Origin of the sequence: Novipirellula herctigrandis, assembly GCA_007859835.1 — a bacterium.
GTDB lineage: Bacteria > Planctomycetota > Planctomycetia > Pirellulales > Pirellulaceae > Novipirellula_A > Novipirellula_A herctigrandis.
The window spans coordinates 6,698,065-6,723,031 of sequence record SJPJ01000001.1 but is presented as its reverse complement, the minus strand read 5'-3'; the positions used below and the strand labels follow the sequence as shown (position 1 = coordinate 6,723,031).

Annotated in this window: 15 protein-coding genes and 1 pseudogene; 7 read left to right on the top strand and 9 right to left on the bottom strand. The window is 52.8% G+C overall.

From position 1 onward, the window contains the following. Nucleotides 1-2: 2 nt before the first annotated feature. Nucleotides 3-1,106 carry a glycosyltransferase gene (locus tag CA13_RS24680; RefSeq protein WP_146401230.1) on the top strand — a complete coding sequence of 368 codons (1,104 nt, stop codon included), beginning with the start codon at nt 3-5 and terminating at the stop codon, nt 1,104-1,106. On the opposite strand, the gene CA13_RS24675 is transcribed toward CA13_RS24680, so the two are convergent. From CA13_RS24675 to CA13_RS36165, 3 genes are all read right to left on the bottom strand, one after another. Further along, nucleotides 1,096-4,857 (bottom strand): glycoside hydrolase family 2 TIM barrel-domain containing protein, encoded by a 3,762-nt coding sequence (locus CA13_RS24675; RefSeq protein ID WP_146401228.1) that lies wholly within the window; start codon nt 4,855-4,857, stop codon nt 1,096-1,098. The genes CA13_RS24680 and CA13_RS24675 overlap by 11 nt on opposite strands. 247 nt (nt 4,858-5,104) lie before the next feature. Next, complete coding sequence (locus tag CA13_RS24670) at nt 5,105-6,055, bottom strand: cytochrome c (protein WP_146401227.1); 951 nt, start codon at nt 6,053-6,055, stop codon at nt 5,105-5,107. A gap of 46 nt (nt 6,056-6,101) precedes the next feature. Beyond that, nucleotides 6,102-6,848: a Dabb family protein gene (locus CA13_RS36165; RefSeq protein WP_473087485.1), complete on the bottom strand. Its 747-nt coding sequence runs from the start codon at nt 6,846-6,848 to the stop codon at nt 6,102-6,104. Nucleotides 6,849-7,008: 160 nt separating this feature from the next. Here CA13_RS36165 and pyrF point away from each other — a divergent pair, with 160 nt between their 5' ends. From pyrF to pheS, 4 genes are all read left to right on the top strand, one after another. Further along, nucleotides 7,009-7,938 (top strand): orotidine-5'-phosphate decarboxylase, encoded by a 930-nt coding sequence (gene pyrF / locus CA13_RS24660; RefSeq protein ID WP_146401225.1) that lies wholly within the window; start codon nt 7,009-7,011, stop codon nt 7,936-7,938. A gap of 159 nt (nt 7,939-8,097) precedes the next feature. Beyond that, a complete protein-coding gene (rpmI, locus tag CA13_RS24655) occupies nt 8,098-8,304 on the top strand; it encodes a 50S ribosomal protein L35 (protein ID WP_146401223.1) in 207 nt (68 codons plus the stop codon). Between the two features lie 173 nt (nt 8,305-8,477). Continuing rightward, nucleotides 8,478-8,834, top strand: coding sequence for a 50S ribosomal protein L20 (gene rplT / locus CA13_RS24650; RefSeq protein WP_146401222.1), 357 nt, complete (start codon nt 8,478-8,480; stop codon nt 8,832-8,834). Nucleotides 8,835-8,856: 22 nt separating this feature from the next. Further along, on the top strand, nt 8,857-9,885 hold the full coding sequence (pheS, locus tag CA13_RS24645; RefSeq protein ID WP_146401220.1) for a phenylalanine--tRNA ligase subunit alpha: 1,029 nt from the start codon (nt 8,857-8,859) through the stop codon (nt 9,883-9,885). 492 nt (nt 9,886-10,377) lie between these two features. Here the strand turns inward: pheS and CA13_RS24640 are convergent, their stop codons facing one another. The 3 genes from CA13_RS24640 to CA13_RS24630 all read right to left on the bottom strand — a co-directional run bounded on the left by CA13_RS24640 (nt 10,378) and on the right by CA13_RS24630 (nt 17,200). Further along, complete coding sequence (locus CA13_RS24640) at nt 10,378-11,964, bottom strand: methyl-accepting chemotaxis protein (protein ID WP_146401218.1); 1,587 nt, start codon at nt 11,962-11,964, stop codon at nt 10,378-10,380. Nucleotides 11,965-12,654: 690 nt separating this feature from the next. Beyond that, on the bottom strand, nt 12,655-15,789 hold the full coding sequence (locus CA13_RS24635; RefSeq protein ID WP_146401216.1) for an efflux RND transporter permease subunit: 3,135 nt from the start codon (nt 15,787-15,789) through the stop codon (nt 12,655-12,657). Between the two features lie 76 nt (nt 15,790-15,865). Next, nucleotides 15,866-17,200 (bottom strand): efflux RND transporter periplasmic adaptor subunit, encoded by a 1,335-nt coding sequence (locus CA13_RS24630; protein WP_146401214.1) that lies wholly within the window; start codon nt 17,198-17,200, stop codon nt 15,866-15,868. Nucleotides 17,201-17,472: 272 nt separating this feature from the next. Here CA13_RS24630 and CA13_RS24625 point away from each other — a divergent pair, with 272 nt between their 5' ends. Beyond that, on the top strand, nt 17,473-19,272 hold the full coding sequence (locus CA13_RS24625) for a TolC family protein (RefSeq protein ID WP_146401212.1): 1,800 nt from the start codon (nt 17,473-17,475) through the stop codon (nt 19,270-19,272). Between the two features lie 223 nt (nt 19,273-19,495). Here CA13_RS24625 and CA13_RS35610 read toward each other — a convergent pair. Together CA13_RS35610 and CA13_RS24610 are read right to left on the bottom strand one after the other, a co-directional pair. Then, nucleotides 19,496-20,760: pseudogene (locus CA13_RS35610) on the bottom strand (IS4 family transposase). Nucleotides 20,761-21,116: 356 nt separating this feature from the next. Continuing rightward, entirely contained in the window at nt 21,117-22,172 is a 1,056-nt protein-coding gene (locus CA13_RS24610; protein ID WP_419194770.1) for an NAD-dependent epimerase/dehydratase family protein, read from the bottom strand. A gap of 440 nt (nt 22,173-22,612) precedes the next feature. On the opposite strand from CA13_RS24610, the gene CA13_RS24605 reads away from it, so the two are divergent. After that, a complete protein-coding gene (locus tag CA13_RS24605; RefSeq protein WP_146401205.1) occupies nt 22,613-24,178 on the top strand; it encodes an aminotransferase class I/II-fold pyridoxal phosphate-dependent enzyme in 1,566 nt (521 codons plus the stop codon). Between the two features lie 113 nt (nt 24,179-24,291). Here the strand turns inward: CA13_RS24605 and CA13_RS24600 are convergent. Continuing rightward, nucleotides 24,292-24,967: transposase (locus CA13_RS24600; protein WP_146403870.1), on the bottom strand; the 676-nt coding region annotated here is incomplete at its 5' end.

Sequence of the window (24,967 nt, the reverse complement as noted above, 5' to 3'; positions counted from 1 at the left end):
GCATGCGAATCGCTTTTGTTATTACTGAACTGAATCCGGGTGGTGCCGAACGGTGCCTAACCGAAGTCGCGATTGGATTAGCCGAAAACGGCGATGACGTCCGTGTCTATTCAATCGATGCTCGTCCCAGCCCCGATCGCTCGGTGTTAGTTGATCGTTTGACTCAACATGGCATCACCGTTGAGTTTTGTGATGCCATTTCTGTATGGCAAGCTTTCAAAGCACGCCAAAGACTACGTCATTTACTCAAATCGTTTGCTCCCGATATCGTGCAAACTTTTCTCTATCATGCCAATGTCATCGGCACATTCGCTGCGAAAGAGGCCTGTGAAGCGGTCCGAGTCGGAGGCATCCGCGTTGCAGAAGCGAAACCAATTCGATGCCAATTGGAGCGTCTTGCGATCAAGCAAATGCAACATGTCGTTTGTGTTAGCGAGGATGTCAAAGCCTTTGCCCAAAAAAGGCTCGACGCGAGTCCTTCCAATACATCCGTTATTCCGAACGGTGTCGACACTGTTCGATTTTCGACAGCCACTCCTTTGAATTGGTCGTCCCTCGATTGGCCAAGCGACTGCGTCGTTAGCCTATTCGTCGGCCGAATGCACTCGCAAAAGGGCCTTGAGTTGATCCAAGCACAAATGGATCGACTCGCTCCCGCGGGTTCAAATCGACGAGTACTCCTAGTCGGCGATGGCCCACTTTCCAAATCGATCGACGCTTGGTGCAACGGATTTGCCGATCGCAGAGTTAAGCGATTGCCGTATCAAGCCGATGTCGCTCCGTTCATGACAGCTTCGCGTGTATTCCTGTTGCCAAGTCGATACGAGGGAATGCCTAACGTTATCATGGAGGCGATGGCAGCGGGCCGACCTGTGGTTAGCAGCAATGTCGAAGGAACCCATGAGTTGCTGGCTCATTCGCCAGAGCTACAACTATTTCCCTCAGGCGACGGCGAGGCTATGTCAGCCGCCGCTGAGCATTTCCTATCGAATCGCGAACTCAGCGATGAAATTGGCATGCAAAATCAAACGCGAGTCCGCAACGATTTTTCGATTCCCACCATGATCGACCGCTATCGAGCGTTATACCGCTTGCTTAGGGCTTGATTGGTTTCAAGGTAAAGCCAAGGCGATAGGTTTCGTTACCCGGCAGCGTGTATTGGGAATGCGTTCTTGCGCCCCAACTATTGTCGCCACCAACGCCATGCAATTTCCAATCCACGTAGACCGTATTGGAATCTTGACGAGTCAAATCGTAAGGGTGCGATGCCGATTCGACATCGGTAAGGGAATAAGGCAAAACACTCATGCTGAGCGGTTGATCCCCATTGATCGTCACACCATAGCCCGCATCGTCGACAACGGTTAAAAACCGCACATCACATCGATTTCCGGAATCTTGCGTCCGACAATAGGGAAAGAACATTTGCTCGGGTGTCGATTCATAAATCCCAATTTCGCCACCGGTCTTTCGGTCGCAATAGGTCTCATGAGGCCCTCGACCGTACCAAGTGACTTTGCCCATTTCCTTTGCCACAGCGAATTGCATTCCAAAGCGAGGCATCTGAGGCAACTTCCGTCCACCTGGCTCGTAGTTGGCCTGCACGTGGACTTCGCCGCCCGCTAGCACGGTGTAGGTCAAACTGTATGGCGATTTGCCTACCGGCAACTCACCTTTAACCGAAACTTCAACACGATCCTTTTGGGGATTGGTCGCGAACTCATTCACCACCATTTTTGCCCCAGCAACACGCCACGCTCCGAGTCGATTCACATAGCCATTTCGGAACTGGTTATCGTTAGGCGTTTTCCAGAAATTCGGTGCCAAAGGACTCGATAGCACCTCTTTTCCATCGACTTGCATTGACGCCAATAGCCCCGTTTTCGCGTCAAATGTCACTTGTACATCAGCGGTCGTGACAACGAAATTCCCATCATCATCACTGGAACTTGTGATGGTTTCATCCGCGACCGGCTTGAGTTCGGGTGCCTGCGCAGCGCGGATTTCGAATTGGTCCCACGCGATTCGATGACCTTTGGGAGCCCACGTGGTTTCGTCAGGAAGTTCAAACGAAACCGTCAACAAACATTCGCCCTTCATCGTGTCGTTTATCATCGTGGGGATGATCACCGTCTTTTCGCTTAGCGGTGGAATGTCCAAACTTTTCAGCGTCACACGCTGTGCAAATTTCCCATCGCAGGTCAGCGTCAAAACCGGAGTGAAATCACTCAAGTTCGTAAACAGAAACTTGTTTTGAATCTGAAGTCGGCCTGCGGTCGAATCGACCATGCTTACCTTAATATTTTGGTGAACCTTCTTCACTTCCCAAAGGTGCGGATTCGGTTTGCGGTCGGGTTGGATCAATCCGTTCATACAGAAATTCCCGTCGTTGGGTTGATCGCCAAAGTCGCCACCATATGCGAAGAAATTTTCAGGCTCTTGGCTAGTCGCATCACTGCTAGAAACTTTGCGAAGATCCATATGCAATACCAAGCCATCGTCTGTTCGCGTCGCGGGATCGGCCACTTCGGATTCCGAAAGAGCCCGGCTGTAGACGCGGGCATCTTGGATTGGAACGGACGAAGTTCGGTTTGTCACTTCGGAATTCCGACCGATGTTCAACGGATAAATACTTGGTGAAATTGGCTTAGCAAGCGATTCCTGTTTAAGCGGCTTCCCATTCACAAACACTCGCATCAGAGCACCGTCAAAGGTGGCTGTGATGCGGTTTTCACCGTCAACCAATCCAGCTTCGTCATAGCCGACGTTAACGCCTTTCCACTCGTCGCTAAAGAGCGTGAAATTGATTCCGCCATTGTCGAGGCGAAGCAAGTACTGATGATCGCCTTTGGAAATTAGAGGGCAATAACCGGTCGCTCGATTACCGTGTATGACCACTTCGAGCGTCAAATTTTCGGTCAACTGCAAGCGATCGTTGGGTGGCAGAACAACGGCCCCCGTGACGCCCAATTCGGGATCAACATTGCCAAAAACACGTGCAATTTGATTCGAATCTTGTTGATCGGCAACCGTCACTACCGGTGGCACCTCTTTGCGAATTCCTTGGTCGACCCAGTCCCAAATGAACCCACCTTGCAACACATCATGCGACTCCATGGCATCCCAGTAATCTTGAAAATTGCCAACACTGTTACCCATCGCATGAGCATATTCGCAGAGAATCAAAGGACGATCGGGGTTGCCTTCAGCATAGTCAACGATCCTATCGATCGTGGCATACATCGGGCAGCGGATGTCCGTGTTTGCACCGTTGAATCCAGCTTGCTCATACTGAACCGGACGTGATGGATCGCGTGCTTTTGCCCATTCATAGTTCTTGAAAAAATTCACGCCGTTGCCCGCTTCGTTACCGAGCGACCAGATGATGACGGATGGATGATTTTTATCCCGTTCCACCATGCGTTGAAGCCGATCCAAATGGGCTTTCCCCCAATTCGGATCTTTGGCCAACGATGCGTCGCCATACCCCATACCGTGCGATTCAATGTTTGTTTCATCAATCACATACAACCCATATTGATCACACAACGCATACCACAAAGGCGTATCGGGATAGTGGCAAGTTCGGACCGCATTGACATTGAATTGCTTCATCAGTTTGATGTCTTCGATCATCGAATCGATCGAAATGGTGTGTCCCGTATCGGGATGATGTTCGTGCCGATTCACACCTTTCAAGTAGACCGGTTTGCCGTTGACATGCAGCATAGCGTCCTTGATCTCGACTTCGCGAAATCCCACCCGCGAGGTCGTCGTTTCGATGATTGTGCCATCGCTGTCTTTTAGCGTCAGAAGCAAACGATACAAATTCGGTTTTTCAGCAGACCATTGTTTTGGCGCTGAGACTTTTTGGGTTAACACAAGATTCGCTGACGCGTTCGCAGCGACCTTTTGCGTTTCGGTGAGCGTCGAAACCACCGTCGCCAAGTCGTCGATCAATTCGGCTTCAATCGAAAACTCCTGCTCGGAATCGTTTGCGTTTGCAACTTCGACATCCACATCCAATGCAGCGTCTTTGTAGTCATCATCAAAATTGGTATGGACGAAATAGTCGCGGATATGAAGTTTGTCGGTAGACCACAGCGAGACATCACGAAAAATACCGCTGAGTCGCCAGAAGTCTTGGTCTTCCAGGTAACTGCCATCGCTGTAACGGTAGACTTCCGCCGCGACCGTGTTCGCTCCCTGTCTAATAAACTGCGTCACGTCAAAGATTGCTGGCGTGCGACTTCCTTGGCTGTAGCCGACCTTTTCGCCGTTGATCCACAAATAGAACGCTGAATCGACACCGTCAAATTGGATATAAACTTGGCGTCCGTCCCACGCTTTTTTGATGGTAAAGTCACGTCGATAGGATCCAACCGGATTCCGCTGCGACGAATTTGTAAAATGTGCCGGTGGCTCCCCCATCACTCTTGGTGGATCGACTTTGAAGGGATAAGTCATGTTGGTGTAAACCGGAACACCGTACCCATGCATTTGCCAATTGCTAGGGACTTCTAAGTCATCCCAACCACTGACATCAAAGTCATCGCGGTAAAAATCAGCTGGACGCTCGTTTGGTTGTTTCGCCCAGTTGAATTTCCATGGTCCATTGAGGCTTTGAAAAAACGGAGTTGCTTCCGCAGCACCATCCATGGCGCTTTCGCGATTTGGAAAAGGCAACGATGTCGCAATAGGAGCGAGCTTATTGATGCTGATGACTTGTTCGTTTTCCCAATCGGGCGTTTCGCCATGACTCAAAGATGGCATACACGCTACAAGCAATAGCACCGTGGAGGTAATCAAGTTTGACGTGACTGAAGAAAACGACGGGATACCGAATTTGCGTTTCATGACGTTCTTGAAGGAGAGTGGTTTGGGGAGGGAGAACATTCCCCAGATCATAGCGAAAGGGGACGCATTCTGCCCACCACGTTGGCAGCAAAAAATGGCGAGTGACAATAATTGCCACACCTAAAAGTATTTTCCTACCGTAAGAAGTGAGCTGAGTTAGCCCGCCAGTGGCTCCATGAGATCCATCATCCAGAGACAACCAATCGGCAGACCATCGATATCGAAAAAATGGGGTCTGCGACTGGCCTTAGCGGTACTGCTCGTGACAGGCGTCACAACTTTGCGTCACCGCGCCGATTTCGGAGCCAATGTCATAGCTGCCTCGTTCGATCGCGGCAGCCACTGCGGATGCGGCTTTGGTCATACTTAGACTCAGCGCCGCGTAGTCTTCGTCATCGGCCTCATCGAGTCCCTCGCGAGTCAGGACCTGGCCGATCATCGCCAGCAGCTGTGCATCACGCTGAATCTGTTCATTGTTTTCTTCCGCTGTTTTGGCATCACGGCTGGCGGCTTTTAGCTTTCCGGCCAGCTGTTCGGCATATTGCATCAGAGGCGACCGATCGACGACCATGGACCAATCGGTCTCCGGTTCAGCGTCTCGATTGGCCAACCCGCTGCCGGACGCCAAGTCTTGCAAATCCGCTTTTCGCATTTTGGCTTCGTTAAAGACTTGCGACGAACCTGCTTTGCAATTGAATGCCGTTCGAGCGATCAAATCACGAGCTGCCGCCGCTTGGTCTTTCCACCGCACATCCCCTGGGTGTTCATTGACGACCGCAAATAGGGTCGCCAGGATGGACAAGTCCAACCGTGCGTCCTGGAAACCGCCTCCGTTGAACGCTCCCGGAGTCGTAATCACCGAATCGAAATGCAATTTGACCCGTTTGATCTCATCTTCAAGCGATTCCGGTGCAATTAGTTTTGCCCATCCCCCGGCAGCATCCGCTTTTTCACTCGTCGATTCGGTGGAACCGTTGGTCGCAGCGACCGCTTTATCCGCTCCGGCTTTTTGAATTTTCGATAGACTCGGCCGCTCACCACGAAACGCGTCGTCGAGCGAATCAAAGAAGATCCCTTGCGTATCACGCTGATTGAACGTCGGCGCGGGCGCACGACGTTCTTGAGCCGCCGCGCCATCACAATTCAACACGGTCACGAAGAGCCCGAAGCTAGCCAGACAAAGCAAGCGAGAATCCATTTCCAAGCCTAACAAACTGATCTTACGAATTTGCCCATCTTACTTCTTACTTCGTGTCAAAATCGAGGACGCGAACTTTATCGAGCACTGGCCCGAGAACCTTAACGAATGCACTGTGATCAGGGTGCGGCAAGTATTTCTGGCGTCCCGCATCGTCAGCAAACGTAACCATAAAGCAATGCGTGAATCCGTCGTCATGCGTTTCCGGACTGTTGTTGGTTCCCCATTCAAAGTCCGTAATCGTATCGATCTTCGCAGGTAACGCAGCGAATGCCTGCTCGACGGCTGCGATTCCTTCCGCCGATGCATCATCCTTGAATTTGAAGAACACCGCGTGTTTCAATTCTTTCCCGTCGTTGTGGTCACCTGATTGTTGCCCCCAATAGTCAACGACAAAAACATCTTTCATTACCGGCCCAAGAGTCTTGCCGAACGCTTTGTGCGCCGGATGCGGCAAATACTTCGCTCGGCCTTCCTCATCTTTAAAGGTCAACAAAAAGCAATGAGTAAATCCATCGTTGAGACCTTCGGGACTGTTGTTCGCCCCGCAGGCAAAATCGATAATCGAATCAATTTTGGAGGGCAACGCTTTGAATGCGTCGACCACTTTCTGAATATCTTCGGCAGCAGCATTCTCTTTGAACGAGAAGAAAACAGCATGACGTAACACAGCGGTCCCCTTGGAAGATGCGGCTTTTGCCGGAGCATTGGTTTGTTCGTCCGCGTTCGCGAAGGAAGCACAAAATGCGACCAAGACCAGCGTCAGGATTCGAGATAAGTTTCGGCTCAACATGAGGGGCTCTTTTTCGGGGGAGGACATTAGAGAGGAAGGGGTTGACTGCGCCATGATAACAAATATGTCGATCGCATAGTCTCCTTGACGCTTGGGCGTTAAGAAAAGAGAACGTGGAGGAACCGAGTAATCATGACCATCTCTATGCTGACCCAATTTCATGCCCCATTCTGAATCTTCATCGTTTGCTGATCGTCTCGCTACGGCCGTTAGCCGCACAAACTCAGTCACGTGTGTCGGACTAGATCCTCGCTTGGAACAGTTGCCAGCCTCGATTCGGCAAATGGCCGACAGCGGTGCCCCCGATGCGAAAGCAGCCGCCTACTCTCAATTTTGCCGAGAAATCATCGACGTGGTCAAAGATCGCGTGCCGATCGTGAAACCTCAAGCAGCTTTTTTTGAACAACTCGGTCCTGCCGGTATGATCTCATTAGGTGAGGTCATTCGCTATGCCCACCAAAGTGGACTGATGGTCATCACCGATGCCAAGCGAAACGACATTGGCAGCACGGCGACCGCCTACGCCCAAGCCTATCTCGGCGTGGAAGACGCCAGTCCTTGGGGGAGTGATTCGTTGACGGTAAGTCCCTATTTGGGTCGCGACAGCCTGGAACCATTTGTGGATGTTTGCGACCAGCGAGCAGCAGGGGTTTTCGTGCTTGTCAAAACGTCCAACCCAGGTGGTGGTCTATTGCAGGACCGTGTGACAGATGAACAAACGGTCTATGAGCGAGTTGCTGATCTGGTAAGCGAGCTGAATCAGGACCGCATTGGAGCGAGCGGATATGGGCCGGTTGGAGCGGTCGTTGGCGCGACTTATCCCGAACAATTGGCACAAATGCGAGCAGCAATGCCACACAGTTGGATATTGATTCCAGGGTTTGGGGCTCAAGGTGGCAGTGCCGACGACGTCCTTGCCGGCTTTGACCCCAAGGGCAGCGGTGCGATCGTGAATAATTCACGGAATCTGATTTTCGCCTATCAACGTGAGCCATTTGCGGAAAAATATGGCGAAAGTCGCTGGCAAGACGCCGTTTCGGACGCCACCGACCAAATGAACCAAGTCCTTTTGCAGCGTTTTTCACGGTAAAACGACGTAAGGACTTTCGCAAATCGAGACGATTCGCTATCCTTCGCGATTCTCGTTCCGCAAAAAGAATTCCAGCGAAAGAGTTCTGTGGCGGCCGATAGACAAAAACGAAGCATTTTTTCCAAACACAACGAACCAACACGCTAGCGGATATTTTTCATGGGTACGAAAATCAAAACCCACAAGGGAACGAAAAAGCGATTTCGCTTGTCAGCGAAAGGCAAGGCGATGCATCGTTCGGCGGGGACAAGCCACTTGGCGAAAGGGCTAAGCAAGAAACGCCGTCGCAACCTTCGCGGTACCACCGCAGTGGCCGCGTGCGATGAGAAAAATATCCATGCTGCCCTAAACGGCCATAGCAACTAAGCAATTCGTAGCCTTTCAAACATATGAATGGCGGCAATTTTTACCATATCTGAAAGACATTCCCATTCGGCTGGGCAGAAACATCAGTGGCTTCGACCACTGGGGCCTGAACCGATGGATCCTTCCAGCTAGTCGATCCAAACCCTTTTTAAGAAACATCGGAAGCATCTCCAATGCGTACCACCAAAGGTGCCGCTCGTCGGCAATCCAAAAAGCGTCTTTTTAAACGAGCCAAAGGTTTTCGCGGCGGTCGCAGTAAGCTGACCCGTACCGTTAAAGAAACCCTGCTTCGCAGTGGCGTGTACGCATTTCGTGACCGACGCGTCCGCAAGCGTGACTTCCGTCGTCTTTGGATTACCCGTATCAACGCGGCTACTCGCGAACACGGCATCCGCTACAGCGAATTTATCTTTGGCTTGAACAAAGCGGGAATTGAATTGGATCGCAAAACCCTTTCGGAAATGGCGATCCATGACAAGGAAGGCTTCAAGCAGATTTGCGAAAAGGTGAAGGAAGTTTTGGCTGCGTAACACGCAACGAAACCTGCAAATCATGTCGCTTGAGTCCTTTCTAACAACCCTCGATCAGCTCGAGCGTGAATCGCTCGTTGCATTCGATGCTGCTGACGATGCTGATTCGCTCGAAGAAGTGCGAGTCCGATACCTCGGTGCGAAAAAGGGTGCGCTCAAAGACGTTCAAAAGCAAATGGGCAGCATCGATCCGTCGGATCGAAAAGCGGCTGGTATGCGGCTGAATGAATTTAAGTCGAAAATCCAAAGCGTCTTCGAGGCGTCTCAAGATCGGCTCGGTGGTGGCGGCGAAGCGGGTGTCGACCCTACCTTTGACCCGTCTCTTCCCGGCATTCGCCCCAATCTCGGCCACATTCATCCGATCACCCAAACCGTCAACCATTTGATGGAAATCATGGGTCGCATGGGTTTCGAGGCAGCCGAAGGACCGGAAGTCGAAGACCCATGGCACAACTTCGTGGCATTGAACATCCCCGAAGATCACCCGGCTCGCGATCCGCTAGACAATTTTTATCTGGCGACCGCGTCGGCCAATTCCGATCGCTCGGTCGAAGGCGAACAGCTGCTGCGGAGCCAAACGAGCACGGTGCAAATCCGTGTAATGGAAAACCGCAAGCCGCCGATCCGAGTTATCTCGCTCGGTCGCGTGTACCGCCCAGATGACCCTGACGCGACCCACTTCCCGATGTTCCATCAAATGGAAGGGCTGTACGTCGACGAACACGTGACGATGGCAAACTTAAAAACCGTTTTGCGAGTCTTCGCGACAAATTACCTCGGCGGAGATGTTCAAATCCGCTTCCGCCCATCGTTCTTTCCGTTCACAGAACCGAGCGTCGAAGTCGACTTTTTGTGGAACGGCAATTGGATCGAATTCGGTGGCGCGGGAATGGTCGACCCAGCGGTCTTTGAAGCGGTTGGTTACGACCCCGAAAAAGTCAGCGGATTCGCCTTCGGTCTTGGTGTGGAACGGCTCTGCATGCGACGACACGGCATCACCGACATTCGGGACCTCTACAGCGGCGACCTTCGGTTCCTGCGGCAGTTCTAAACTCAGACGTTGGAACTCCCAACGCAAGGGATGATGCGGAAAACATGCTCCATCAAGTTGCCGTTTTCCCCGACAGATTCGGTGGGAGTATTGCTTTCCTTGAGCATGTTGAAGCTCAACAGAATGGTTGCGTCGACCACCTTGGTTTTCCCTGTCCCACTAGTCAGCAGGACGTTAGAAGACAAACGTGTCGAAGTATCGCCGTTTCGCGTCGCGTGAAGGCAGCTCGCGAAGTACCCTCGTTTCGGTGAACCGCCTGCCTCTTTGAGGACATCCCCTCCTGAGGAGCTCGTTCAGCTTACTCGTCAAGCAGCTGGCCCAAACGGCAATTCCCCTTTGACGAGAAAATTGCGTTGCCCAGGAATTCGAGAATAGCGAACCGAATTTTTCGGGCTGCCAAAACCGCTCCACCTGCCCAGCGGTGTTTTTCGACGGACGCCTATTGCCTGCGTGTGGCGCCCAACCAATGGATGCTCGCCGTATGCCAGACACCTATTTTGATTTCATCAATTCGGTTGTCTCCGATGCCTTCTGCTCCAATTGATCCAGCAATTTGAAAAGCGGATCGGTAATCGTATGAAACTGGCTCAGAGCTTCGCTTGCTTGCTCTTTGTCGCCACGATGGAAGGATTCGACAATCTTTGCTGCAAACCCGTGAACCTCGGCGTGTTTACTCTCGATCGCTGCGAATAGATCAAGCTGCCCGAACCGCTCTTTTCCTTCCGACTGCAGCCATTTCCCAAAGGCACATCCAGCAGCGTTCGCGGCCTCACTCGTTCGAATCTCTAGTTTTCCCGCAATCATGTCGGCAAGCTTGACTCTCCATTTCGTATGAGCTGTCTTAATGGGGGTAGCATGGAATGGCAAACGGTCGATGCGAAACTCGTTCAAGATGCCTTGAACTTGTTCAGCGATGTCGGTCAGTTGGCGGCTCTCCGATTGTGAAACAGAAATGCCGTGGCCAGCGTGCTCGATCGAGCAATTCATCTTCGAGATGCTCTCTGTGATCGCCTGGCAAACCGCAGCGGATTCTCCAATGCTACTGGAGATCGATTCCGATGCAGCAGCGGTCTGTGCTGTGTTACTTGCAATCTCGTTTGTCGCCGTGCTCTGCTGTTCCACCGCGGAGGCAATACACTGTGACGCCTTTCCAACCTCCTGGATCCCCGTATTGATCGCTTGAATCGATTCAACAGTGTCCTGTGTATGCAACTGAATCGACTCGACGCGGTTTCGGATGTCGAGGGTTGCATCGGCCGTTTGCCGGGCAAGTGCTTTGACTTCGCTGGCGACGACCGAAAAACCTTTCCCGGCGTCTCCCGCCCGAGCTGCCTCAATGGTCGCGTTGAGGGCCAATAGATTGGTTTGTTCCGCGATTTCTTGGATCACATCAATCACTTTCCCAATCTGATCAGCTGCAGACTTTAGGGATTGAATGTTCTCATTACTGGCTTCCGCCAATGCCTGAGTGCTTTTCGCCGAATCGGATCCGACGCTTGCATTTCGCGTGATTTCCTCGATGGAGACCGACATCTCCTCGATTGCAGACGAAATGGTCAGCATGTTTGCCGACATCTGTGTACTCGATGCACTCATACCTTGCATGGTGCTCGACAGTTGCTCGGTCGAAGCGGAAACCGAGGATGCTTCCGCCAGCAAGACGTTGGTTTCACATGACACGCCAGAGGTGGTCGATGTCAATTCCATCGTGGCTCCGAAAACCGCGGTCGCGTTATGCCCCATCGCGGCAATAATCTGCTGCAAGCGGGCCATCCATTGATCTAACGTCTTCGCAAGCTCCGATGATTGATTGCTGCCCGTCGAGACGAAGCGATGCGTTAGGTCGAGTTCGCCTTCCACCATCTGCTGCATACGGGAATTGATTTCCCTAAACGGACGCAGTGCTCGCCTTGTTAGGTAGAATGTCACGAGGCCCGCCAATCCACTCAATATTGCAAGACTGGCGAACCAGCTAATTCGAGTGCCTCCCTGAACAAGCGATGGGGGGAGTAGGCAGAAACCCGAAAGGAGTAGGCAGCACCCCGCGGTCAGCGCCGCATTTTTTTGCTCGAAACGCATAGAGCTTTTCTCTGGTAATAGTTAATCGTTGGTGTCATGTTCGTGTCGTGATCTAACGTTGCGAACGTGACAGTGAATGCCCCTAGATTTAACTAGGTCATTCGAACGCAGAAAACGGAACAGAATCTAAACAAAGTCCAAATCGTGCGGGTTCCAGGGCAAGCAGCCCCTTTTCACCCCACCGTCCCACAATTCCCACATTAGGGGACACACCGAAACGGCAGTTCGCGAACCGCAACTTGGGTGTGGCAGATGACCGCAGCGGTTACCTTGCCAAAGTCAATCTTGTGTTGGTTTAGTAACCGCCAGCCTGGAATTACAGCCCCAAAAAAGAGAAAGGCACAAAACACGAAAAGGGACACCCAAAACTTGCCGCGAGTACACAAAAGGAGGGAAGGTCACAAAACGGGGGCACCCAAAACTTATCCAAGAATTGCGAGTTTACGAACGTCTTGTAATTGGGAATCTGTAGCCATTCGATGCGATCAGAGTTGCAAATGACGGTTGTGTAGAAGTCGATGCTAATTCGGAAACTGACGGTCCAATCCCCACCGGCGCAACTACCTTTCGGAGAAACACAGCGCCGTGGATCAGTGGTAGAGCTCCGTAAAACTTTTGGTCACCATCTCTGCGAGTGTTTTTGTTTCGCCAAAGGGCAGGCTAGCAGCCTGCAGCATGTTAACAATATGGCTAGACAGCCACTTGTGACTTCCGATGCACAAGTGAGTAGATACATGGAACCAGGACGAGCGTTAGCACCGTTGAGGCAATCATTCCGCCCAGCAAGGCACGGGCCAGCGGGATCATGGCTTCGTTGCCGGGGGTAAGTTGAAACGAAAGTGGTAACATCGACGCGACAAGTGTGAGCGAAGTCATCAGAATCGGTCGCAAACGCACTTGCGCGGCTGACAACGCGGCGTCATGCGGTGAGAGGCCATCGGCACGACGCTGGTTGGCAAATTCGACCAAAAGAATCGAGTTGTTGACGACGACACCAATCATCATCAACGTTCCCATCAAAGATTGAATGTTGATGTAGGTGTCTGTCAGATACAAAACAACCAACACTCCACCAATCCCAAGCGGTACGGCGAGCATGATGATCAATGGATCGACAAACGAGCGAAACTGAGCCATCAGCACTAGGTAGACCAACAGTGTTGCCACGGCTAAGCCGATGCCTAACAAGCTCATGCCAGATCGCATCTTTTCAACCGGGCCACGCAAAGTGACGGTTACGCCGTTTTCGAATTCCATCCCAGCAAGTACCGTATCGATGTCGGCGGCGACGCTCCCTAGGTCTCGCCCTGAAACATTGACATGCACGTCGTTGACGCGTGCGATGTTGTAACGAGCAATTTCGCCAGGAATGTTGACGCGGCTAACGGTTGCAATATTGGAAAGTGGAATGGTGATCGGACCATCAGCAGTATCCAAAGACAACGGGATATTGCGGACCTCGTCGAGTGATTTGAATTGATTCGATTCGTACTGGACCCCCATAAAAAAGTCAGTGCCTGATTTTGGGTCGATCCAAATCGTGGGTGCGTAACCGACACTTGAACCCAAGGCGGTGAGCACGGTTTGAGCGACTTGCTCTTGATCCACTCCAAGATACTTTGCTCGCGTTCGATCGACTTGCACGTCGAATTGCGGATAGTCAAGCGATTGTGCAATTTGCACGTCGCGCGTCCCGGCAATGGGATTAACCGCTTCGACGATTCGTTCCGCCGTAGCGCGGCACTGCGTCAACGACCCGGCGGAGACTTGCACGCTGATCGGTGTCGGCACACCTTCGTTGAGCGCCATATTAACGATCCCACCGGAAACGAACAGGAACGCTTCGAGTGGGTACTCATCCGCAAGTTTCTCTCGAAGCGTCTCGACATACGACTGGGTGCTTACGGTTCGATCGTCCTGCTTCAAATTGACAATGACATACGCCGTATCGGGACCCGAGTTTGAACTCAATACGGTCGAGAAACCGGCTCCCTTTCCAACGGGCAGTCCAATATTGGAAATCAATGTATCGATCTGGTTTTCAGGAATGACTTCCTTGATTGTATCTTCAATCCTGGCGACCAACTTTTCGGTTTCCAGAAGCGATGTCCCCGGTAATGTTTTGAGGCGCAGTTCAAAAGTCCCCGCGTCGACTTCAGGGAAAAGTTCGGTCCCGATCCGAGGATAAAGGACGAACGACGCGCCCACGCCCACGACGATAACCAACGCGGTCAGTGCGGGAACCTTCATGGCTGTGGCAAGCAATCGACCGTATAGTCCACGAGGCTTTGCGTCGTCGAACGATTCGGTATCGCGTTGGCCTTCACGGATTTTTTCGCGAACGAACGTGGCACAAAACGCTGGCACGACGGTCAGCGCCAGAATGTACGAGGCACCAATGGTTAATGTTGCCGCCAACGACAGCGGCGTGAACAGATACTTAATCATGCCAGTCAGAAAGATTGCTGGTAAGAACACAGCCAGCGTGGTGATTGTCCCTGCTAAAATTGCACCCGCAACTTCCTGAGTGCCATCACGGGCGGCATCCAGGGGCGTTTTGCCCATCCGTCCATGACGAATTACGTTCTCGACTACCACGATTCCAGCATCAACAACGGTTCCGATCGCCAACGCGATCCCGCCCAGCGTCATCACATTGATGGTTTGACCCGAGAAGGCAAACCCAAGTGCTCCGATCAAGATTGCCAACACAATTGTCGAAACGATCACAATCGTCGGCAGTAGTCGTCTTAGAAAAATAATCACGACGATGCCGACCAGCAGCGCCCCCAGCCCAACCTGTGTAAACAGATTCGACATCGCATTACGAATGTAACCCGATTGATCGGACACGAGGGTGACCTCGGTCGCTTCGGGAATGCTGCCTCGCGATTTCATCTTTGGGATTTTCTCGGCGAGCGCTTCGCCAATTCGGTCGACGACAGCAATGGTGTTTTCACCAGGTTCACGCAACAGTGGACAATAGACGCTACGCTTGCCGTTCACGCGAACGATGTTGTATTGAATCGCGGCATCGTCGACGACGCGAGCCACGTCGCGGATGAATATTGGCCGGTCGTCACGAACCGCGATTGGAATCGCACCGATCTCGTCAACATTAGGCAGTGTATTGCGGGGGTGAATTTGATAATCGGTGCCACCCATCGAGGCCGTACCGGCAGCAAGTACCAAGTTCGCCTTCTGCATCGCTTCGACAACGTCGGTCGCGCTGACGTGATATGCCCGTAGCTTGGCCGGATCGACGTAGACCATCATTTGGCGAAACTTCCCGCCGAACGGGTGAGGGATCTGCACGCCCTTGAGTCCGCCCATCTCGTTTCGTACCGCGTAATAGCCGATCGTGTAGAGTTCCGATTCACTTAGTCCCTCGCCTGAAATCGCGGCGAGCACGACAGGCAAATTCGATGGTTCACTTCGTAACGTGAACGGCCATTCGATCCCTGGCGGCAAGTGGAACATGTCGCTTGCTTCCAAGTTCACGATGTCGTTCATGGCGGAACTGGCATCGGCACCCGGTTGGAAAAAGACCTTGATCACAGCCGCTCCAGGGACGGTGCGAGATTCTTGATGCTCAATCTTTCCGGCCAGGGTCAAGGCTCGCTCGACGCGCGCGGTAACTGACTTTTCCATATCCATCGTCGGCAGCCCCGGATACGAAAAGAAGCTGACAACGACCGGTTTCTTAAAGTCCGGCAGAATATCGATGGTGATTCCAGGAATCACCGCCGCACCAAGGACGCATAACGCGATCGCAACTGCCAAGACGGCGAAGCGATTACGGAGAGAGAAGTTGATGAGGCCCATGGCGGAATTAGCAATTGGGAGTAGAGGGTTGGGAGCAAGGAGCAGGGAGTATAGGAGCGGGGATAAACCTGCACTCCTAAAGAGGCTTCACCTTTTGGCCGTCGACAAAACGCTTTAGGTGCGAGCCGACGACACGTTGTCCTGGCAAAACACCGGAAAGCACTTCGATTGAATTTCCATCGTCGATGCCGGTCGTGACGTCCGCACGCACAATGGTTGCATCGTCGCCGACAATGTATACGTAGCCCTTGCCGACTTCGTCAAAGCGAATCGCTTGGGCGGGCAACATGTTGGCAGCTATCTTGGTGGAAAGATTGATCGACGCTTGGCCGAACATCCCGGGAAGCAACTTACCATCGCTGTTGTCCAAATCCGCTTCGACCATCATTGTCCGCGTGCTCGGGTCGAGGCTGCCGCTGCGACGGCTGACAGTACCCACGATCGGAGGCTCCGACGCAAACGATGGAAATGTCAACGTCACTTCATCGCCTGGATTGACTAGTGGAGCGTCTGTCTCGGGAACGGGGATGCGAACACGGACCTTGTCGACTTGGCTGATGACAAACAACGGCCGACCGTTGCCAACTTCGCTGGACTGGCGAACCAAGTTGCCGGGTTCGATGGATCGTGCGGTGATGATTCCTGCAAACGGAGCTTTGATGGTTGCGTAGGCGACCAGCACCTCTAATTCTTCCAACTGGGTCCGGGTGATTTCGGTTTCCGCCTTTGCCGCATCAAAGTCAGCCCGCGCCGATTCGACTTGAGCTTCCGAGACCACGACTTCTGCTTCCGCCGATTTGATTGAGGATGCCATCGCTTCTTTACGGGCCGATTCCGAATCTCGCTTCATGCGTTTTTCATCGAGCATGCGGCTCTGCAGCGAACCGCGTTGGACGAGGTCTTGGGTACGATCGAATTCGGCTTGCGATGCGGCCAACGATGCCTCGACACCGGCCATCTGCGATTTGGCTTCCGACAACAGCGCCTGCGAAGAGCGGACGCGCGCGTCGGCTAAATTTATTCCCGCCAAAGATCGTCGTTCCTCTGCCACCAAACGAAGGATTCGCTTTTCAATAATCTCGCGTTGCTTGAACAATTCCGGCACCTCAATCGTTGCCAGTTCCGCCCCAGCTTCGACGTAATCGCCGATGTCAGCGTTTAGTGTTTTTACGAACCCCGATGCTTTCGCTCGAATTTCGGCTCGATAGAACGCATGGACGGTCGCCGGTTGCAGCGTCGTTCGCTGGACTTTTGTCGTTGTCACAGCAACGGTCTTGACGGGCACGGTGCGGACCGCCTCAGACTTCATTACAACGGGCTGATCGGACGTGCAACCGACGGTGAGCATCAAACATGCTCCAAGCGTGCAAATCGCGTATGGTTGAATTCTTGTGTCGTAGTATCGTTTCATTGATTCTCTTGACCTTGCAGTTCCTCATAGCAGGTGGCGGTCGCCTGCACAGCCCGAACAATCGTTACGGGCGAAACAGCTTCACCACGCAGGGGACTTAGTTTAGTTCGCACAACAGGCGATTTCGATAAGCTTAGACCAGTAGTTGCCAACTTTAGCGTTTCATCCATCACCATCACCTCCTTCGTTTGCCGAAGCCTATTCCGTGGAACCGGTGCGTTCTGAGCAACGCACGTAATCGTATGGACACGTCAGCGAAAAAGGAGGGCAGGATGCCCCGTTTAGTACTCGCATTGGGGCTGTTGGGCCTCGTTGGATGCGCGAGCAACTCACATTTGGCCCTGGAATCGGCACCACCAGTATTGCCAGTGCTGCCGGTCGAGTCGAGCGCCGTATTGGATATTGTCGAAGATCACGAGTCGTCAAAATCTCAGTCAACGGGAGCTTTGCCCCGCTCCACAGCCGACAACTCTGTCCAGCCCGTCGGTCACAATGATGCGGTTCAAACGGTGCCCCCTGTCGGTCCGGCGCCGAGCGGCACGCTCATGATTGACGGCCACGAGTACCAGTTACAGCGTGTCAAGCCGCAGTCCGAGCCGGCTCACGTCGTGACGGCGTCGCATTCGCTGGCTGCGTTCCAAAACGAAGGTTCTTTTAACTCCCCGATCGAGCAAATATTGCCGGTACCGCTGTCTGATGAAGACGGCGCTGTCGTCATCGATGATCCCTACACGACCGTTGATTCAACCGATTTTGCGTCCAATACGATCGACCTGAACTTGCCATCGGCACTGGCGATGGTCGGTGGCGACCACCCAGCCGTCGGATTTGCCCAGTGGCGAGTACGGGAAGCCTATGCACAACTTGAGCGGGCCGAAGTCTTGTGGCTGCCTTCGATCCAGACCGGCTTTAGCTTCCATCGTCACGACGGGAATTATCAGGCAAGTGATGGTACCATCGTCGATGTCAATCGAAATTCATTCCAGTACGGTCTCGGTACCGGAGCGACCGGTGCTGGCACGACGCCGCGTCCAGGGCTGGTCGCGCAATTCCATCTTGCCGATACGCTCTTTCAGCCAAAAATCGCAAAAAAGACAGCTTGGGCACGCGGACACGCTGCCAAAGCAGTGCTGAACACACAGATGCTGCATGCCGCTCTCGCCTACAACGAATTGCTCGATGCTCATCAAGACGCTCGCATCATCGAAGAGTCACGCAGTCGCACGGCGGACCTGTCAAAAATCACCAGCGACTTTGCACAAGCCGGTGAAGGATTGCAAGCGGACGCCGATCGAATGCGAACCGAACTGACGTTGATTGACAATCGTATGATCGCTGCCAGTGAACGTATCGCGTTGGCGTCGGCACGGTTGGCCCAAGCGATCAGCATCGACGCCAGTAGCCAAATTTTGCCTATGGATGTAGCAGCAGTTCCGATTGAACTGATCACCGCGCAGTCCGACAAATCGTCATTGATAGGCACGGGGCTCGCGATGCGACCCGAACTGAAGGAATCGCAAGCACTTGTCGCTGCTGCATGCGAAGCGTTCAAGCGAGAAAAATACTCCCCGTTTGTGCCGAGCGTCCTACTCGGTTACAGCACAGGTGGGTTTGGCGGCGGCCTTGGCAACAATCTTGACAATGTTGATGGACGCTACGATTTCGATGCGTTAATGTCATGGGAAGTTCGCAACCTCGGCTTTGGCGAGCGGGCTGCCCGTCGCGAATCCTTCGCCCAAGTCCAACAAGCTAAGTTTGAAAAGCTGCGTGTGATGGATCAGGTGGCATTGGAGATATCGGAAGCCTACAGCCGAGTCGAATTCCGTCGCCAGCAAATGGAGATCACTCAACAAGCGATACAGACCGCCGAGAAATCGTATCAGGCCAATTCCGAACGTATCCACGACGGAGAAGGTTTGCCGATCGAGGTCTTGCAGGCCGTTCAAGCCTTGGAGTCTGCCCAACGTGCCTATTTGCGAGCCGTCATTGAGCACAACCAAGGCCAATTCCGACTCCAATGGGCTCTCGGCTGGCCAGTGTCCGCACCGGCCAATGGGGTTTCGGCGATGTGAGCCTGGGGCGTGTTCCCCCCGTCGCATGGACTTTCGCAACAGGGACATGAGGGGAAGAGGGCAACACTGTTCGGCACACCATCAGATGGCATCTTGTTTTGGCGACAAATCGATCGATTTGCGTATTCATTCTGATTGGAACGCGGTTCGTCTGGACACGAAGTCAATGACCGCGCAGCATTCACGACAGGTCGAGCATTTGTGCATTGCTCCCTGACGCTTTCTACTGATTTTTTGATTTCGCTTCGTCATGCTGCTTGAGTTTGTCAAGATGCGCGACCAGTTCCCCTTCGCTAGCGAGTCCCATGAAATCGTAGCTGATCCTCTCAAAGGTTCGCTTCGTCAGTCTTCTGCCTGTCCAGAGATTGATTAACAAGCAGGCGATAATCGCGCAGTAAACCTGAATTTCAATTCCGTTTTGGCTGTGGCGGATCAGGTGCGAACAACCCAAGAATTGCTTGAGGAACCTGAAGAAAATTTCAATTGCCACCGCTGGGAATAGAACAGAGCAATGATCTCGGCGGGCACGTCCAGTAGGTTCGTGGCAATCCGTAAGACTCCATCACTGCTCGGAGCGGTGGAGCCTTTGGCTTTTCCACCGGTTCGGTTTTTATGCGGCGTGCAGCGAATTCGAATCAGCCGAATCGCGTGATCAGGCTTGTCCGAGTTCTTGCTTATCTTGCCAAGCAGAACGACTTAATTGCTCAGCACATCTGCCGCGATGGCGGTCTCGGACAACGCGTGATCTTGGGCCACTTCCTTAACCCTTTTATCACGAAGTCGGCTAACACAACTGCTTTGCTTTTTCACGATTGAATTGAACAACGCGAACTTGGCATGGCCGCGATCCATGACATACAAACGATCTTTCTCGATGTTTTTTTCGGCAACCGCTCGCTCGTCGTCCTGGCCGCCTCCACTGGGAGTCACGTCCATGTGAGTGGGCACATAACGATCAACTTCAAAATGCGTGTGCAGTCGCTACTGCACCAATCCGCTGCCTTCGGTCCGCTTTAGCAGCGAGGCTTTCATGAGGCTCGGAAGCGCAGAAACGATCGAACCGTCGACGCGAGTGAGCGTTTGATTGATTTGCGATAGTCGGGCAGCTTTGCTGATCGGTGACACTTGCTCCCCAAGTTCCCGGATGATTTCTTTGAGAGGTTCCGCATCAAACACTCTTGAAGCTTCGCTGAGCGAACCGAGCGAAATTCTGCGACAGCCTAGCTTTTTCCAGACCTTTTCAAGCTCACTTGCTTGGGCAATCGCACGCAGGCTGGTGACCATTGGGTTAAACATGTAGAGCAACAGGAGCATGCAAGACTTGTCAAAGAAAAGTTCGCGATTGCCCGCTTTGTCTCGGCCGCCTTTTTCGCCATGCAGACGCTCCCGCAGTGGAAGCAGCCTTTCGAAGTACTTCAGTCCTTGAACGTCTTTGCTCTGGACTCTCGGTGCTTGAGAATCGGTGTCAGCTTCGTTGTCGACATCCAATGGAACGACTGCGACGTCATCCTGATCCTGATCCTGATCCTGATCCTGTCTGGCAATCGGCCCCATGTCGGTTGGGTAGCGTTTTTTGTTTTGATGGTTTATTGGGCACGGTCGAACGAAGCGTGAACGATAACTTAGCAGAAAGAAAAGTCGTCTACGCCCATGCGCAATCAGCGTACCAAAGTTCGCCAAATGTTTGGTAATAACAGAATGAAATCGGGTGCCGCCACCGGCAAGTCTTGTGCCGAGCAGTATTTCCCCCTTCCCCTTTTTCTTCGCTTCCCCTTTTTCTTCGCAGTAACCGTTGACGGCTAAATCCCAGGGGCCACGAATGCGTTGTTTTCGATACTCGTTGATCAAGCTTCAGAACTTGCGGTTGAATCAGCCGGTCGGTTCACGATTGCACGTTTTGGCAAGTGGCCTTGGTCAACATACCAACGGACGGTTTGGTTCAATCTTTCAGCCAAGGGCAACTCCGTACGAAACCCAACCTCCGCATGAAGACGCTGTGCCGAGCAAGCCCAAGATCCGGCAAGTGCTTCACGTGTTTTGTCCCAACACATAATTTGCGCTCGGCCGCTAACGCGGGCGTACAACTCGCTGCAAGCACCTACCAACCATATCGTCGTTGGAAGGTTCGGCCAGGGGACCACCCGTTTGATACCCATTGCCCTACCGATCATATGGCCGTATTCGCCAAAGGTTGGATTCTCTTCTGCAGCGGCAAGGAAGAATCCCTTGTCCGACTGCAACTGCGAAATGCGATTCCCTTTCTGGGCAACCAGCATCATCGCGTTGCTCAAATCCATTGCATGAATAAACGAAAACCGATAGTTGCGCATCGTTGGCAACATATGCAATCGGCAACTCGAAATGCTCTTGAACAGCGTCAGTCCATCGAGATCGCCTTCACCGAAGACGATCGGCGCTCGCACAATGCTTATCGGCACACGCTCTGCGAATTCAAACGCGGCAATCTCACCTTTCCGCTTGCTCATGCCGTATTTGGAAACGGGCTTCGCAGGATCGGATTCGGTTAGTGGCCTTTCCCGCGGTGCAGGCCCCATCGCCGCAACGGAAGACAGTACAACCAACACAGGGGGAGTTTCTTGGTTCGCACACGCTTGGGCGATATTGCGGACCCCAATCTCATTGACTCGCCACATGACTTCCGCAGGAACGCTTTTCGTCAGCCCAGCAACATGGTAAACGACATCACACCCTAAGGTTGCTGGCGTTAGCGACGCTGGGTCCATGAGGTCGCCGTAAATAATTTCTGGGTTGAGTTGCTTCAGCGCACTCAAATCCGAAGTCGTTCTGACAAGACAACGGACGTGAATGCCCTGGCGTTTGAGTTGCCTAACGAGATGCGGCCCGATGAAACCGCTGGCCCCTGTCACGAGCGCACGCATGGTAAATTCTCTTAAAACATGAAACGATAGGGTGTGAGGTGTTCCTCGATTCTTCGAGTCGTTTGACGGCTCAGCACAATATCGAACGAGCTCCCGAAAAACACCAAAGATCATCGCTCTTCGGAGCATGTAAACCTTAACCCGACTCGCATCCGAGCTGTGTATGGCAGAGATTTTAGCTGGTCGGAATGAAAGCCGCGATAACCGATGTGCCTTCTCAAATCGATTTTTTTTGCAGAAATCGCCTCGTTTTCCTAGCGGATACTACCGCTAGGAATCGCTCTCAATTACTGACCTTTGATCGATTTATCCCTGGCAAAAGGACCGTAAGTTGTTATCGTAACGGACCTTATCTGCGGAGAATTCGGCCTTCGCTGGGACGAAATTGAGTACTTATCTTTGAGGGCACGGCTTTGAGGCAAACAAGAAAAGAGAGCGTGATGACCAAACCCACATCGCTTGAAATCATTGAAAAAATCGTACGCGAATGGTTTCGGCGTGAAATGTCGATGGACCTTCAGACGATCGATTACGACATGCCCTTCTTAGATCTAGCGATCGATTCACTCGGTGCCATATCGATCACCGCTGAGATTGAGGATGCATTCGGAAAACGGATCAACCCCGAACTCCTCTACGAACTCGATTCCATTCGTGATCTTGCTGCACACCTCGATTCCTTGCCAAAGTTCTTAGCATCGGGCTCAGTGGCCAGCGATGACTTGGCCAGCGACAACTCGGCCAGCGATGACTTAGCCAGTGTGTCGGCCTCTGAACTAGATAGCTCCACGGATCCAAGTGAGGGTGATCGGATCGCGGAGGATCCGATTAGCTATTTCACGCGGTTGAACCGCAAAGTCAACACCGCGAAGGAGCAGGGCGTTTACCCATTCGAGCCGGAAATCAGCGCCCATGATGGCGTATGGGTGCAGTGCGAAGGAAAACGCATGCTAATGCTGGCTTCCTATGAGTATCTTGGATTGCTTGGCCACGACGAACTCGATCGTGCCGCCGAAGCCGCAATCCTCGATTTCGGAACGGGGCATCACGGTTCACGTCTGTTGACCGGCACCACGTCGAATCATTGTGATCTCGAATTCCGACTTGCCCACTGGATGCGTGCCGACGACGCAATTGTCTTCAGTAGCGGTTATGTCGCCAACCTCGCTACCATCTCAGCGTTAGTAGGCCCCGGTGACTACATCGTCGGCGACAACCTAAATCACGCAAGTATTGTCGATGGGTGCCGCATGTCTGGCGCTGAATTCAAAGAGTTCAAGCACAATGACATGGATGAGTTGGTGAGTCTGTTGCTCGAGAGCGGAGGCCGCCGCACGTTGGTGGTTGTGGACGCCATCTTCAGCATGGAAGGAGACATCGTCGACTTGCCAAGTGTGATTGAGATCTGCAAAAAGAACAAAGCACTTTTGATGGTGGATGAAGCCCACAGCATGGGGGTGCTGGGAAAAACCGGCGCCGGGATTCAGGAGCATTTCGGGCTCGCTGCCGACGACATCGACATCAAAATGGGTACCCTTTCCAAGTCGCTGGCTGGTAGTGGTGGTTTCGTCGCAGCCAACAGCCAGATCATCACCTATTTACGGCACCATGCCCGTGGCTACATCTTCAGCGGTGCTTTGCCGTCTGTCTATGCAAATGTCGCGATCGCGGCGCTCGAGGTGCTGCGGCGTGAGCCGTCCCGTGTGGAACAAATTTGGAAGAACGTTGAGTATTATCACGCTGGGCTGAAACGCCTAGGATTCGATACTGGCGCCAGCGAAACACCGATCGTACCCATCATGACTCGAACGAACGACGTCACGATGGCGTTTACACAACTTTGCCGGAGCGAAGGATTGCTGGTCGTCCCCGTCTGTTACCCGGCCGTTCCAATGGACTCCCCTCGCTTACGGACCTGTATCACCTCAACTCATCAGCAGTCGGATCTCGACTTCGCGCTGGATGTTCTCGCCCGCGCAGGACGCCAATGCGGCATCATCCATTGATGCAGCGGAGAGATTGCAAGAGTGTCGTGGGAAACGAAAACGATGGATGTGGCCAACTTCGATTGCTCTGCCATAGGAAAGAAAAGGGGAAGGGAAAGAAAAGGGGAAGGGGGTCATTTTTGCGATTCCTGTGTTGATTCGATTTGTGGCTTCTTTCTCGGGCGGCCTCGCGGACGGGTTGTTGCCCACAGCCCGGTTCGTTCGCAGGTTTCCTCGGTCCATGCTTCGCTGCCGAAAGGACGATTGCGAACAACGGACTCTCGAACCGATTGCAGTTCTCGTTGGGTCAGTGCTTCGTTGACCCGTTTCGTCCAACCTCGGGGACGGGCAATCGGCCATGACGTGAGCAGAGGAGGGTTGCGATCTCTTTTGTGATGCCATCGATGAAGGGAGCAATACTCCCAGTCCTCTGCCACTGCGACCAATTTCCCGCTCAATGCATTGCGTTCAACATAGCGACAAACAACCAGGAAATGTTCGTCGTCCTGGCAAGGAAAGCTCTTAAACGGTCCTTGATACAAATGACCTGTTCCGCTGGTGTGATTGTGGGCGTGATAGCGAAGCGTGTGGGTCGCGGTGACCCAGCCAAGTAATTTGCCCATGCCACCGTCCTTTTTTGGCCGCAAGACAAGATGCCAATGATTTGGCATGAGGCAGAAAGCCAGCAAGTCTACCGGGTATTTCTGGATTCCTTGATACAGAGTTCGCAAAAACGCTTGGTAGTCTTCTGGCTTGTGAAAGAGTTCGCGTCTCGCATTGCCCCGGTTAAGGGAATGATAGATGCAGCCC

Coding starts and splice junctions, on each gene's coding strand:
- CA13_RS24680 (WP_146401230.1), top strand. CDS start 3: ATGCGAATCGCTTTTGTTATTACTGAACTGAATCCGGGTGGTGCCGAA.
- CA13_RS24675 (WP_146401228.1), bottom strand. CDS start 4,857: ATGAAACGCAAATTCGGTATCCCGTCGTTTTCTTCAGTCACGTCAAAC.
- CA13_RS24670 (WP_146401227.1), bottom strand. CDS start 6,055: ATGGATTCTCGCTTGCTTTGTCTGGCTAGCTTCGGGCTCTTCGTGACC.
- CA13_RS36165 (WP_473087485.1), bottom strand. CDS start 6,848: ATGTTGAGCCGAAACTTATCTCGAATCCTGACGCTGGTCTTGGTCGCA.
- pyrF (WP_146401225.1), top strand. CDS start 7,009: ATGCCCCATTCTGAATCTTCATCGTTTGCTGATCGTCTCGCTACGGCC.
- rpmI (WP_146401223.1), top strand. CDS start 8,098: ATGGGTACGAAAATCAAAACCCACAAGGGAACGAAAAAGCGATTTCGC.
- rplT (WP_146401222.1), top strand. CDS start 8,478: ATGCGTACCACCAAAGGTGCCGCTCGTCGGCAATCCAAAAAGCGTCTT.
- pheS (WP_146401220.1), top strand. CDS start 8,857: ATGTCGCTTGAGTCCTTTCTAACAACCCTCGATCAGCTCGAGCGTGAA.
- CA13_RS24640 (WP_146401218.1), bottom strand. CDS start 11,964: ATGCGTTTCGAGCAAAAAAATGCGGCGCTGACCGCGGGGTGCTGCCTA.
- CA13_RS24635 (WP_146401216.1), bottom strand. CDS start 15,789: ATGGGCCTCATCAACTTCTCTCTCCGTAATCGCTTCGCCGTCTTGGCA.
- CA13_RS24630 (WP_146401214.1), bottom strand. CDS start 17,200: ATGAAACGATACTACGACACAAGAATTCAACCATACGCGATTTGCACG.
- CA13_RS24625 (WP_146401212.1), top strand. CDS start 17,473: ATGCCCCGTTTAGTACTCGCATTGGGGCTGTTGGGCCTCGTTGGATGC.
- CA13_RS24610 (WP_419194770.1), bottom strand. CDS start 22,172: ATGCGTGCGCTCGTGACAGGGGCCAGCGGTTTCATCGGGCCGCATCTC.
- CA13_RS24605 (WP_146401205.1), top strand. CDS start 22,613: ATGACCAAACCCACATCGCTTGAAATCATTGAAAAAATCGTACGCGAA.